The 13,292-nt window shown below is 67.4% G+C and carries 10 protein-coding genes; 8 read left to right on the forward strand and 2 right to left on the reverse strand.

Annotated elements, in window-relative coordinates; translation table 11 throughout:
- Window positions 1-20: 20 nt before the first annotated feature.
- Together VGK32_22360 and VGK32_22365 are read right to left on the reverse strand one after the other, a co-directional pair.
- Complete coding sequence (locus VGK32_22360) at window positions 21-2,288, reverse strand: hypothetical protein (protein ID HEY3384511.1); 2,268 nt, start codon at window positions 2,286-2,288, stop codon at window positions 21-23.
- A 23-nt stretch (window positions 2,289-2,311) separates the two neighbouring features.
- Window positions 2,312-4,183, reverse strand: coding sequence for a SpoIVB peptidase S55 domain-containing protein (locus tag VGK32_22365; protein HEY3384512.1), 1,872 nt, complete (start codon window positions 4,181-4,183; stop codon window positions 2,312-2,314).
- Window positions 4,184-4,558: 375 nt separating this feature from the next.
- On the opposite strand from VGK32_22365, the gene aroE reads away from it, so the two are divergent.
- From aroE to VGK32_22405, 8 genes are all read left to right on the forward strand, one after another.
- Window positions 4,559-6,031, forward strand: a complete 1,473-nt coding sequence (gene aroE, locus VGK32_22370) for a shikimate dehydrogenase (protein ID HEY3384513.1) — start codon at window positions 4,559-4,561, stop codon at window positions 6,029-6,031.
- Window positions 6,028-7,506, forward strand: coding sequence for an anthranilate synthase component I (trpE, locus tag VGK32_22375; GenBank protein HEY3384514.1), 1,479 nt, complete (start codon window positions 6,028-6,030; stop codon window positions 7,504-7,506). The genes aroE and trpE overlap by 4 nt, the downstream gene beginning before the upstream one ends.
- 10 nt (window positions 7,507-7,516) lie before the next feature.
- Entirely contained in the window at window positions 7,517-8,110 is a 594-nt protein-coding gene (locus tag VGK32_22380; protein ID HEY3384515.1) for an aminodeoxychorismate/anthranilate synthase component II, read from the forward strand.
- Between the two features lie 4 nt (window positions 8,111-8,114).
- Window positions 8,115-9,137 (forward strand): anthranilate phosphoribosyltransferase, encoded by a 1,023-nt coding sequence (trpD, locus tag VGK32_22385; GenBank protein HEY3384516.1) that lies wholly within the window; start codon window positions 8,115-8,117, stop codon window positions 9,135-9,137.
- Window positions 9,134-9,955 (forward strand): indole-3-glycerol phosphate synthase TrpC, encoded by an 822-nt coding sequence (gene trpC / locus VGK32_22390; protein HEY3384517.1) that lies wholly within the window; start codon window positions 9,134-9,136, stop codon window positions 9,953-9,955. The genes trpD and trpC overlap by 4 nt, the downstream gene beginning before the upstream one ends.
- Window positions 9,946-11,784, forward strand: a complete 1,839-nt coding sequence (gene trpB / locus VGK32_22395) for a tryptophan synthase subunit beta (GenBank protein ID HEY3384518.1) — start codon at window positions 9,946-9,948, stop codon at window positions 11,782-11,784. The genes trpC and trpB overlap by 10 nt, the downstream gene beginning before the upstream one ends.
- Window positions 11,771-12,571, forward strand: a complete 801-nt coding sequence (gene trpA / locus VGK32_22400; GenBank protein HEY3384519.1) for a tryptophan synthase subunit alpha — start codon at window positions 11,771-11,773, stop codon at window positions 12,569-12,571. Before trpB ends, trpA begins: the two co-directional genes overlap by 14 nt.
- Window positions 12,565-13,292: N-acetylneuraminate synthase family protein (locus VGK32_22405; protein ID HEY3384520.1), on the forward strand; the 728-nt coding region annotated here is incomplete at its 3' end. The genes trpA and VGK32_22405, both read left to right, overlap by 7 nt.

The raw sequence follows: 13,292 nt of genomic DNA on the forward strand, positions 1-13,292 counted from the left end.
GGGGCGCGACCCGCGCCCCTCTACATCTTCCCCGTTCCCACGCTTGCCGGGACTGCCGCCGTGGCCACGTTGTTCATCGCGTCCAACGCCCTGATCACGACGTTCGCCGCATCGCCCTCGACGATCAACTGAAACTGCTCGAATCGGGAATCGCAGATGCCATCGTCCGGGAAGACCGGGCGCCAGCGCGTGGCGTCGAGCGAGTAGTCCACGCGTTGCACGGGCGACTGGTCGTCGCGAACCTCGAAGGTGATGATAGAGCGGTTGCGTTCACGGCGAACGCCGGTCACGCGGATGGTCGGCGGCGTGTTGTCGATATCGAAGGTGGCGCTGTCGGCCTCGCCCGACAGTGCCGCGCCGGGAGGGTTGGACGGGGCGTCGGAGGCGACAATGCGCATGATGTAGCTGCCATTGGGAACCGACGAGGTGTCCCAGACGAACATCTGTTCCGCGACGCCACGCTTCAACGTCTTCCACGTGGTGTCGCTCTCCCGACGATACAGCACGTCGTAGATGAGTCTGTCGTCGTTGTCGTCCTCGGCCTTCCACGCGAACGCCTGGAGGCCCTTCTGGTAGATTCGACGTCCAAGTGGCGGTCCCGACATCGCCGACACCCCGGGTGAGCCACTGGCGAGCGCGGCCGGCGAAGGGCGCGTGTCGGGCCAGCCGTCCTCGAAGCCCGAGATCTCGGCCTCGCCTGTCGAGAACGGTTTCTGGAAGACGACTCCCGGCGGATAGACGGTGATCGCCGTGACCCGTGGCCGCAGGTTGCGTTGCAGATAGGCGGCGGTCACGGATGTCAGCACGGGCGTTGCGCCCTTGCCGGTGAGTGTGGCCTTCCATTGAAGGTAGCGCGCCTTCGGACTCCGGATCTGCTCGCCGTCGGCGTTTCGATAGGATTCCGACCACGGACTCCAGGTGTCGTCGGGCGTCTGGCTGTTTCCGGACCGTGTCCGCAACTCGATCTGCGTGCCCTGCGGCGCGGATCCGCGCCAACTGATGGCGCCCCAGGTGGCCACCGTCTGCGCGTCGCGCACGTCGGACTCGTACGTGCCCCGTTCCGCGCGCGCCGCTGCCAGTCGGAATACCTTGCCAGGGTTCGACGTGGCGTACGCGATTTCCCCGGACGGAAGCGCCAGGAAGCGTGTCACCTGCTGGGCGGCCGCCCGGCCGACCAGCGTGATGCGCGGCGGATCCCCGGCCACCCGGAAGATCTTTCCCTTGTTGCCGGTCGCGATCAGCACCGAGCCGTCGGTATCGAGCGCCACGTCGTACGGCGTGTCGTCGGACGATTCCCAGATCGAATCCCAGACCCCGTCGGGGGCGATGCGATAGACGGCGCCTTTCGACCCCTTCGGCCCCACGCGCGTTGGGGGTGCCTTGGCTTCCGCCCCGGAGGCCGCCCCCACGTCGATGATGGAGATCGACGTGATCTCGGTGGAGACCGACGGAATCGCCACGTTCTTCGCCGGCTCGGACGGTGTGGCATCCGCGGAGCCAGTCCGATCCTCACCCTGGCCCCCCTTTGCCGCGACGGCCACGGCGTAGAGGGTTCCCTTTTCGTCGACCCGCAACGCGTGGATCTCACGGAACGACGACTCCAGCAAGACGAAGCCCTTGCCGGCGGCGTCAATTCGGAATACGCGCCCCGGTGAGTCGGTGCCGGCCAGAAGGTTGCCGGCCTGGTCGAACGTCAGCGCGACGACGTTGTTCGAGCGGGTCCTGTAGAACACCGAGCCCTTACCCTCGGGGGTGATCTTGTAGACGAGGCCCTTCTCGCCGGTGCCCGCGTACACGTTGCCGGCCGCGTCAACGGCGAGGGCCCAGATGTACTTCGTGTCCTCGGGCTTGAAAAACGGCGTCGCCGTGCCCTTTGCATCCAGGCGGTAGATCTGACCGTCGGGCGACGCGGCAACGTAGAGGCCGCCGTTGGGCGCCGGCGCCAACGCGTGGATTTCCAGTTCGCTGGCGTCGTGGAACGTGGTCGTCTTGCCGTTGCGATCGATGCGGAATACCTTGCCCTCGTTGCCGCTGCCGGCGAAGATCGCCCCGTCAGCGCCCGGCTGCAGGGCCCACAGAAACGGCGCCGCGCTGTCGTAGGCGAGCGTCGTCGCAGGGCCGAGCGTGAGGCGGCCATCGTGGTCGATCGACAGGTTCTCCACGTCGCCCTTCAGGAATTCGGCGCGTGTTGACACCTGCCAGAAGACAGGCGTCGAGGCAGAGACGAGCGATATCGCCGCGGTGACCAGCACAGCCGAGAACAGCAGTCGAGCGTTTCGGTGGGACATGCGATGCGTGCCGGAAGATGTGGTTAGTTGCCTTGGACCGTCACCGTCAGGATGCGCGACCCCGAGACGGCGCAATCGGTCGCCATTTCCCATTCGCCAATCGTGGCGCTGCCGAGCGGCGAAAAGCTCCCGCCATTCCGGTCTGCTTCCATCACGGCAAGTATGGATGGAGGCAGCGACGAGAGTTTCTCGCCGTTGACCATGGCGCCAGCGTCGGGACGGAGCAGTCGGATGTACAGCCGGCTGTTCCGCTTGGCCTTGTTGAGGACGCGCATCATCTGGGCCAGACCGTGCGGTTGGGTGGACGAGCGCGCCTCGCGCTGATCCCACTGGGTCAGGCGGCCGCCGTCAGAGACGAGAATCGACAGGGAGCCGGCGGCATTCGCCGGAATCTCGATCGGAACCGTGCGCGTCACTTCCTCACCCCGATACGTGCGCAGCAGCACTTTGAGCGGGACCGTCGTTCCAGCCTTGACCTTCAGGCTGTCGAGCCAGACGCGCTCGAGCGTGGCGGTCTGCGGACGCTCGCTCGTGCTGATCTGGAGATCCACGCCATCGATCTCGATCGGCTCGAAGTCGTTTCCGAGCAGAAACGTCAACGGAGCCACCACATAGGCCGCCGCGCCAATCGACGGAGAATCGCCCGTGAAGACGTCCTCGAACGCCACGTCGCCATGCTTGCGAACGATGGCCTTGCCCTTCACCGTGAACGTGGCCGCGCCGAACTCGCGCTCGTAGGACGACAGCGTGTTCAGGATCGAGACGTAGGTGAGCAGCGGGGTGAACAACTGGTCGTTGACGATCTCGAAGGAGAAGTCCTTCTTGAGTCCGCGCTCGGTATCGAGGGTAATGTGCACCGGAACCATGTCGGGGCCCTTGCCGAGCGTGCCCGCGATCGCCGTGGCACGGTCCTGGCTGAACGTGCCAATCGTCTCACCCGTCGTCGAAATCTTCATGGATGAGGTCAGGCTCGGCAACAGGGTGTAGACGAAGGCCCGGGTCATCGGGAACTGCGTCGTCCCGAGGTTGTAGAAGGGGTGGCCAAACGCGTACACCTGGCTGCCATCCACCTCCGTCACCGTACCGGTGGCGCCCAGCATGAAGTCGCCCGTGATGAGGTTGACTCCGACGGCATCTCCGGGGCGGAGCACCGGCCTGTCGGTGCCGGCCGGCGCCTGGCCGGCTGCGGCGGCCTGGGAACGGCTCGCGCTCGGCACCGGGACGAAGCCTGAGTCGCGAAAGGCGGCGCTCAGGCTGTCGCCCACCACGCCGGAGAAACCGCCGACGACCAGTGGTGTGGCGATCGGGCGGAGCATCGCGCCGAGTTGGGCCCCTCGCTGTGCGTCGATCGCACCGAAACCGGACGCGAGGACGTCCGCGGGGCTGTCGGCGAAGGGACGCTGGAACCATGCGAACGCATCTCGCAGCGCCGCGGCCATCTTCTCCTGCGTGATCGGGAAATCGATCCGGACCTTCTTGTCGATCGGGGCCCGTCGCACGGGCGGTCCCGCCGATTCAATCATCTCCTGGATCGGCGTGATGCCGGCGATCGGTTCCTTCGAGAACTGCCCGACCGAGAACGCCACCGCGCCCACCATGCGGCCGTCGATGTAGACCGGGCTCCCGCTCATGCCGGCGATGACGCCGGTGTTGGCGAGCGGACCGCCCTCGAGGCGGGCGAGAATCATGTTCCGCCTCGGGCCGTTGACGTTGCGGAGCACGCCGAGGATGTGCGCCTTGAACTCCTCGATGCGGTCACCCTCGAACACGGTGCGGCCGATGCCGACCATCCCGGGGCGCACCTCGTCCACGGACATGTAGCGAGGTGCAGCGGTCGGCCAGGCGACCACGACCGATGCGAGAAGGAGAACTGACGAGAGGGTCCGAAGCTTCATGGAAAGGACTGTCGTCCCGGGTGCATGCGGCGAGTGAACACGTGCATGGTTTGAGACCATTATAGGCGGAGGAACTGCTTGCCGGTCAAGGAGAACGCGGACGCGCGCGCGCGCATTGGTTGACGTCCGGACGCTTGGTTTGATACCCTCTGGGCGACGTTGGCTCGAATAGATCGCATGCACGCACCAGCATTCTCCCGCCCGGTTGGCTTCTCGCGTTCCGCACGCGCCGTTGCGGTACGGGTGTCGATGCTGTCGTATCGTGGCTGGTGGTGGTATTCCATCATTGAAGGGGCGTCCGTGTCCTAGCCACTGCAGCTTGCGACCTTTGAGAAGCCTCTTCAGCCTGAACGGTTGGAGAGGCTTTTTGTGTTTATGAGCACTCCACAGCTTTGTGTGACGGTGACCGGCTCGACCACGGCCGAGTTGCGCGCGAGACGAAATGCCGCGGCACAGGTGGCGGACCTCGTGGAGCTTCGTCTCGACGGCGTGCGGGACGCCGATGTGAGCGGGGCTCTCGAAGGTCGAACGGTGCCGGTGCTCGTCACCTGCCGCCCCGTCCGCGAGGGGGGCGCGTTCGACGGCGCTGAAGAGGAGCGACTCGGCCTGCTTCGTCAGGCTCAGCAACAGGGCGCGGAGTACGTCGACGTCGAGTTCCAGGCCGATCACCGCGAGTTCGTGGCGGCGAGGGACGGCCGCGGCGTGGTGTTGTCAATGCACGATTTCGCCGGCGTGCCGCGCGGTCTGGCGGGGCTCTATCGAGCGATGCGAGCGACTGGAGCCGAGGTCGTGAAGCTCGCCGTGACGGCCAGATCGCTCTGCGACAACCTGCCGCTCGTGGAACTCGGGCGGGATACGAACGACGGCGTGAAGGCCGCGTTGGTGGCGATGGGCACGCCGGGATGGCCGAGCCGGATCCTGGCGCCGCACTTCGGATCGTGCTGGAGTTACGCGGGCGAGGGGGTCGCGCCGGGGCAGATGGCTCCCGGACGCCTGCTGTCCGAGTTCCGGTTTCGAGCCATCACACCTCGCACCCGCGTGTTCGCGATCGTCGGACGCCCGATCGCACATTCGGTGTCCCCGGCGATGCACAACGCCGCGTTCGAGGCGACCGGGATCGACGCCGTCTTCGTGCCGCTCGAAGCGAGTTCGGCGGACGACTTCGAGCGGTTCGCGCGGGCGATTGGTGTGGCGGGAGCGAGCGTGACGGTGCCCTTCAAGGTGGATCTGATGTCCTGTGCCGCCGAGGTGGACACGGTGAGCCTTCAGACCGGCGCCCTGAACACGCTCAAGGCCGATGGGTTGCGGTGGGTGGGTCGCAACGCCGATGTGTCGGGGTTCCTCGCGCCGCTCGTTGCGTCGGGTATCCGGCTCGGTGAGACGCGGGTGTCGATCCTCGGCGCCGGCGGCGCCGCACGCGCGGCTGTCCGGGCGCTGGCGGATGCCGGGGCGCGCGTGACCGTGTGGGGCCGTACGCGCGAACACGTCGAGCGAGTCGCAGCGCTGGCCGTCGGGACGACGGGACGGCTCGGTCTGCCGGAGCCAAGCGAGTGGGACCTTCTTGTCAATGCGACACCGATCGGCATGCATCCCAACGTGACACAGACGCCGCTCGCTGCATCGCGGCTGGCCCGCGGCCGGGTCGTGTACGACCTCGTCTACAACCCGGCTGAGACGCGGCTGCTCCGAGAGGCAGCCGCCGCGGGCTGCCGGACAATCGGCGGTCTCGAGATGCTCGTTTCGCAGGCGTGCGTGCAGTTCGAATGGTGGACCGGCGTGGCGGCGCCACGCCACGTGATGCAGGCGGCCGCAGTGGCGCGCCTGAACCAGATGGCAGGTATCGCATGAAGATGACGACGTTCTCCGAGTTTGCCGAACTGGCGCGTCAGGGCACGTTCGTGCCGGTCTGCAAGGAGCTGATCGCGGACCTGCTGACGCCGGTCTCGGCGTTCCTGGCGATCGCGGAGCATTCCGACTATGCCTTCCTGCTCGAGAGCGTCGAAGGTGGTGAGCACGTTGGCCGCTACTCCTTTCTCGGGAAGGATCCGTTCCTCGTTCTTCGGGCGAACGCCGACGGCCGACCGACAATCGAGCGGGCCGGGGTGACGACAACGCCGGACGAGGCGTTCGTTCCCACGTTGCGCCGCTTGATGGCCGACTTCCGGTCACCGGTCGTGCCGGGGCTCCCACGGTTCACGGGCGGTGCGGTGGGCTTCCTCGGGTACGACTCGGCGGCGTGGTTCGAGCCGGTACCGCTGGCGCCGGCCAGCGGACGCGATGAGAGCGATCCGGCCGCGGGATTCATGGTGTTCGACACGGTGCTGGCCTTCGACCACGTGCGGCATCGCATTCTGCTCATCGCCAACGCGAGGATCGTGCCGGGCGACGACCTCGAGGCGCTCTACCAGTTCGCCTGCGCGAAGATTACCTTCCTCGAGCGCGAGTTGCAGGGCAATCTGTCGCGGGTGATAAAGACCGAGCCGCGGCCGCTGAGCGTGCGGTCGAACATGTCTCGCGAGCGGTTCGAGGCGGCGGTGCGCGCCGGGCAGGAACACATTGCGGCCGGCGACATCTATCAGGTCGTGCTGTCGCAGCGTTTCGACGCGCAGGTGGATGTGGCACCGTTCACAGTCTACCGGGCGTTGCGGCACGTCAACCCGTCGCCGTACATGTTCTTCATCCGGATGGGCGGACGCTCCATCATCGGGTCGTCACCGGAGATGCTGGTGCGGGTGGAGGGCGACTGCGTCGAGACGCATCCAATCGCCGGGACGCGGCCACGCGGGAGCGACGAGGCGGAGGACGTGCGCCTGGCCGAGGAACTGAAGGCGAGCGAGAAGGAACGAGCCGAGCACGTCATGCTCGTGGATCTGGGGCGGAACGACGTGGGGCGCGTGTCGGCGTACGGGTCCGTTCGCGTGCCGCAATTCATGGGACTCGAGCGCTATTCGCACGTCATGCACCTGGTCTCGGTGGTCGAAGGACGGTTGGCGCCCGAGTGCGATCGTCTCGATGCGCTCGTTTCGTGCTTTCCGGCTGGCACCGTCTCCGGTGCGCCGAAGATCAGGGCGATGGAGATCATCAGCGAGCTCGAACCCGATCGGCGGGGGATCTATGCGGGCGCGGTGGGCTACGTCGACTTCGCCGGCAACCTCGATTTCTGCATCGCAATCCGGACCATTGTGATGTCGGGTTCCTCCGCACGCGTCCAGGCCGGTGCGGGCATCGTCATGGATTCGGATCCGTCGGCGGAGTACGAGGAGACGTGCGACAAGGCGAAAGCTCTGATGCAGGCCCTCGAACTGGCGGCCGCGGGTTTGTGAGGCCACGAGCATGCGCGTTCTCGTGATCGACAACTACGACTCGTTCACCTACAACCTGGTCCAGTATCTCGGCGAGCTTGGTGCCGAGTTGGACGTACACCGTAACGATCGCGTGTCCGTCGAGGCGATTGCCAGCGATCCTCCGGAGCGGATCGTGCTGTCGCCGGGCCCCGGCCGGCCGGAACAGGCGGGCGTCATGCTCGAACTGATCCGCCGTCTCGCGGGCCGGGTGCCGATTCTCGGGGTGTGCCTTGGCCACCAGGCCATCGGCCTCGCGTTTGGCGGATGCGTCGTTCGCGCCCCCGCGCCGAGGCACGGCAAGATCTCGCTGGTCGCGCATGATCGCAGCGGCCTGTTCGCTGACGTCGAGTCACCATTCCCTGCGGCCCGATACCATTCGCTCGCGATCGATCCCGCTACCGTTCCCGAGGCACTGGTGGTCTGTGCTCGAGCGGAGGACGACGGCGTCATCATGGGCGTCCGGCATCGCGTGTGGCCGGTGCACGGCGTGCAGTTCCACCCGGAATCGATTCTCACCGGACCTGGACGCCACATCCTCAGAGCGTTCCTCGCGTCGGCGGGCGAAGTCGCGGTTGCACGGTAGCCACATGTTCAAGACCTGTCTCGAGAGACTCGTGCGCCGCGAAGACCTGACCGCCGACGAGGCTGCTGGGGCCATGAACGAGATCATGGACGGTGCGGCGAGTGAGGCGACGGTTGCGGCCTTGCTCATGGGCCTGGCCATGAAGGGCGAACGGCCCGAGGAAATCGTGGGGTTCGCGCGTGCGATGCGCGACCGTGCGGTCCCGGTTCCGGGGACGCACGAAGATGCCATCGACCTGTGCGGGACGGGTGGCGATCAGGCCGGGACGTTCAACATCTCTTCGGTGGCGTCGATTGTGGTCGCGGCCTGCGGTGTAAAGGTGGCCAAGCACGGCAATCGATCGGTTTCGAGTCGGTGCGGAAGCGCCGATCTGTTCGAGGCCCTCGGCGTCGCGGCCGCCATGTCGCCTGAACTCGTCGATCGAATGCTGAACGAGATCGGCATCGCGTTTCTCTTCGCGCCGGTGTTCCATCCATCGATGCGCCACGCGGCTTCGGTGCGGCGCGCCTTGGGTGTCCGAACCGCCTTCAACCTGCTGGGCCCGCTCACCAACCCGACGCGGCCGCGTCGTCAGATCGTGGGTGTGCCGCGGCCGGAGTTGACCGAGCTCATGGCCAGGTCGCTGATGCTCCTCGGTTCGGAGCGCGCCTGGGTCGTTCACGGGGCGGATGGTCTCGACGAGATCTCGACCACGGGGTACACCAAGGTGTCCGAGTGCCGCAACGCGGCAGTCATCACCTTCTACCTCCATCCGGCCGATGTCGGACTTCCGCGCGCTTCCGCCAGGGCACTGATCGGTGGCGATGCGGGTGTCAATGCCGGCATCGCCCGCGCGATCCTGGCAGGAGAACGGGGCCCCGCACGCGACGTGGTGCTCATCAACGCTGGTGCCGCGCTCTTCGTGGCGGGAGCGAGCGCTTCGATGAGCGCCGGGATCGACCGGGCCGCAGGGGCGATCGACTGCGGCGACGCGGCACGTTGTCTCGCGAGAATGGCCGCGCTGTCATCAGGAGGCGTGGCGCGATGACGCGAGATGTTCCGGACTTGCTCCTGGCCATCCTGGCGGCGACGCGCCGGAGTCTGGAGATTCGGCGGGATCGCATCCCGATGGCTGTCGTCGAGGCGGCGTCCGACCGATGCGCGCCTCGGGGAGGTGAGTTCACGGCGGCACTGTCGCGGATCGGCACATGGAACGTCATCGCCGAGTGCAAGCGACGTTCGCCCAGCCGGGGCGTTCTGCGCGATCCATTCGACCCCGCGGCCATCGCCGAGGCGTATGCTGCGGCCGGCGCGGCAGCGATCTCGGTCCTGACCGAGCCGATGTTCTTCGACGGCTCGCTCGATCACCTTGCGGCCGTCCGCGCGCGGGTCGCCACGCCGGTCCTGCGGAAGGACTTCATGATCGACGAGTACCAACTCGTCGAAGCCCGTGCCGCTGGCGCCGATGCGGTGCTGCTCATCGTGGCAGCGATCGATCAGTCGCGGCTCGCGCAGTTGGTGGCGCGAGCCTCGTCGCTCGGGTTGTCGGCCCTCGTCGAGGTGCACGACGGCCATGACTTGGCGCTGGCGCTCGACGCCGGCGCAAGAATCGTGGGCGTCAACAATCGGGATCTCCGGACGCTGGCCGTCGACCTCCGGACGTCGGAGAGCCTGGTGGATCGGATCCCTGACGATGTGCTGGCGATAGCGGAGAGCGGGCTTCGACGTCATGAGGACCTGGAACGGCTGCGCGCAGCCGGGTTCGACGCGTTTCTCATTGGGGAGCAATTGATGACGGCCTCGGCGCCGGGCGAGGCGCTGCGCGCGCTGCTCTCGGAGCCTTCACGGAGCGAGGCATGCACGTAAAGGTCTGCGGCATCACGCGGGCGGAAGACGCGATCGCCGCGGTGGACGGCGGGGCATCTGCGGTCGGGTTCGTGTTCTGGCCGGCAAGTCCCCGCTACATCGATCCGGCCCGGGCCCGGGCGATCGTCTCGAGACTGCCGCCATTTGTCTCGGCTGTCGGCGTGTTCGTGGACATGCCGCGGACGGACGCCGAGGAAATCGTTCGACACGTGGGCCTGAGCGCGGTGCAGCTCCATGGTCATGAAACCCCGGACGCCTGTCGGGACTGGCCGTGCCGTGTCATCAAGGCGGTGCTCGCGACCGAACGGCAACTCGCATCGCTCGACGAGTGGCCGGAAGGCGTGTTGCTCCTCGTTGACGCGCTCGATCCCGAACGGCGGGGCGGAACGGGCCAGACGGTCGATTGGCACGTCGCGGCCCGGATGGCGGCACGCCGACGGATCGTGCTCGCTGGCGGCCTGGCGCCGGCGAACGTCGCGGAGGCGATCGCCAACGTTCGTCCCTTCGCCGTGGACGTGTCGTCGGGCGTCGAGACCGGGCCCGGCCTGAAGGACCATGGGCGCCTGCGGGCGTTCCTCGCCGCGGCGCGGGCCACAGGGGGCGGGCCGGCTCCGGCGACGCTCCCTCTGTTCGGACGCCGTGATCCGGATGCGCGCGGGTACTACGGGCGGTTTGGTGGCCGCTTCGTTCCGGAGACGCTCATGGCACCCGTCGAAGAACTCGAGGACGCCTACCGCGGTGCCCGCCGCGATCCGGCTTTTCTCGCGCGCCTGACGGGGCTCTTTCAGCACTATGTCGGGCGGCCCACGCCGGTCACCGAGGCCTTCCGGCTTTCCCAGGCGGCGGGCGGCGCGCGGGTGTTTCTCAAGCGCGAGGACCTGACCCACACGGGTGCGCACAAGATCAACAACGCGCTCGGGCAGGCCCTGCTCGCGCAACGGATGGGAAAGACGCGCGTCATCGCGGAGACGGGCGCCGGCCAGCATGGCGTGGCGGCCGCGACGGCCTGCGCGCTGCTCGGCCTGCGGTGCGAGGTCTACATGGGTGCCGAGGACATGGCCCGGCAAGCGCCCAACGTCGCGCGGATGGAACTGCTCGGGGCCCGTGTCCTCCGCGTGGACAACGGGTCGCGCACGCTCAAAGACGCCATCAACGAGGCGATGCGCGATTGGGTCGCGAATGTGCACGAGACCTACTACCTGCTGGGCTCCGTGCTGGGCCCCCATCCCTACCCGCTGATGGTCAGAGAGTTCCAGGCGGTCATCGGCCACGAGGCCCGCGCCCAAATGCTCGATCAGACCGGCTGCCTGCCCGATGCGGTGGTTGCGTGCGTTGGCGGCGGCAGCAACGCCATCGGTATCTTCGATGCGTTTCTGGATGACACGAGTGTGCGCCTCATCGGCGTCGAGGCGGGCGGCCGGTCCCTGACACCGGGTCAGCACGCCGCCCGGTTTGCCGCGGGCAGCGAGGGCGTGCTGCAGGGCACCCGCACGTTCGTGTTGCAGGATGCCGACGGCAACATCGAGGCGACGCATTCGGTGTCGGCAGGCATGGACTACGCGGCGGTCGGGCCGGAGCACGCGTCGCTCCGCGAGGCGTCTCGCACCGAGTACACGCTGGCAAGCGATGAGGAGGCCCGTCGCGCGTTTCGTGACCTCGCGCGGCTGGAAGGCATCCTGCCGGCTCTCGAGTCCGCACACGCGGTGGCCGCTGCCGTTCGTCTCGCGCCGGCGTTCGGCAACGCCGGGATTGTGCTCGTCAATCTGTCGGGACGCGGCGACAAGGACCTGGCGACGATGATGGGGAGCGGGAGCGATGTCGCGTCTTGAAGGGTGCTTCGCCGGACTGCGCCGTGAACGCCGAACCGGCCTGATTACCTACGTCACGGCGGGTGACCCGGATTTCGCCAGGTCCGCGGCTATCGTGCGTACACTCGACCGTGCGGGCGCGGACGTCATCGAGCTGGGGGTCCCGTTCTCCGACCCGGTCGCCGACGGTCCGGTCATTGAACGGGCGTCCGAGCGGGCCCGTGCGTCCGGCGGGACCCTGGACACGACGCTCGAACTCGTGCGCGTGGTCCGCGACGAGATTCGTGCACCGGTCGTTCTGTTCACCTACGCGAACCCCGTCCTTCGGATGGGTGAACAGGAGTTTGTGACCCGCGCGGCCGCGGTAGGCGTGGACGGCGTCCTGGTGCTCGATCTGCCGCTCGAGGAGGCTGCGGGGTTTTGCGACAGCCTGGCGCGCGTTGGCCTCGACATGATCTTCCTGCTGAGCCCGACGACGACCGATGCGCGGATCGAACGGGCCGCGGCGCTCGGGCGCGGGTTCCTGTATGCGATCTCGCGATTGGGCGTCACCGGTGCGCGCGATACGCTGGCAGAAAGCGCGGGCCCCCTCGTTCAACGGATACGGAACTGCACGACGTTGCCGATTGCCCTCGGCTTCGGAATCTCGAAGCCGGACCACGTCCGCCAGGTTGGGCAGTGGGCCGATGCGGCCGTTGTCGGAAGCGGCCTGGTACAGCTCGTGGCAGACGCGGCAGCGACGCCCGACCTGATGGAGCGCGTCGCGTCGTACGTGCGCTGGATGAAAGGAAGCGAGGCCCCGTGCTGATCGTCATGAAGGAGAGCGCAACCGACGGCCAGGTGGAGAAGGTCGCAGCCGAACTCCAGACAATGGGGTTCGACGTGCACCGGTCCGCGGGCGCAGCGCGCGTGATTCTCGGGGCCGTGGGCGGTGACGAGAGCGTCGAACTCGCGCTGCTCGAGATGATGGACGGCGTCGGCGAGGTCGTTCGAACGCGCGAGCCATACAAGCTGGCGAGCCGCAGCTTCAGGCCGGAAGGGACGGTCGTGACGATCGGCGACGTCCGGATCGGGGGTGACGAGGTGGTCGTCATGGCAGGCCCGTGCTCCGTCGAGTCCGAACCGCAGATGCGGGCCGCGGCTGCTGCGGTCAGGCGCGCGGGAGCCAAGGTCCTTCGCGGCGGCGCCTTCAAGCCGCGCAGCTCACCGTACAGCTTCCAGGGCCTCGGCGAGGAAGGGTTGCGCCTCTTGCGGTGGGCGGCCGACGAGCACAACCTCAAGGTCATCTCCGAGGTGATGGATGTCTCGCAGGTCGCGTTGATGGCGGGGTATGTCGACATTCTGCAGGTCGGCGCGCGCAACATGCAGAACTTCACGCTGCTCAGGGAACTGGGCAGGCTCCGCCAGCCGGTGTTGTTGAAGCGCGGCATCTCGGCGACGATCGAGGAGTGGCTGCTGTCCGCGGAATACGTGCTGGCGGGTGGAAACGACGACCTGATCCTGTGCGAGCGCGGGATCCGCACGTTCGA

It is taken from the genome of Vicinamibacterales bacterium, assembly GCA_036504215.1.
Classification (GTDB): Bacteria; Acidobacteriota; Vicinamibacteria; order Vicinamibacterales; family Fen-181; genus FEN-299.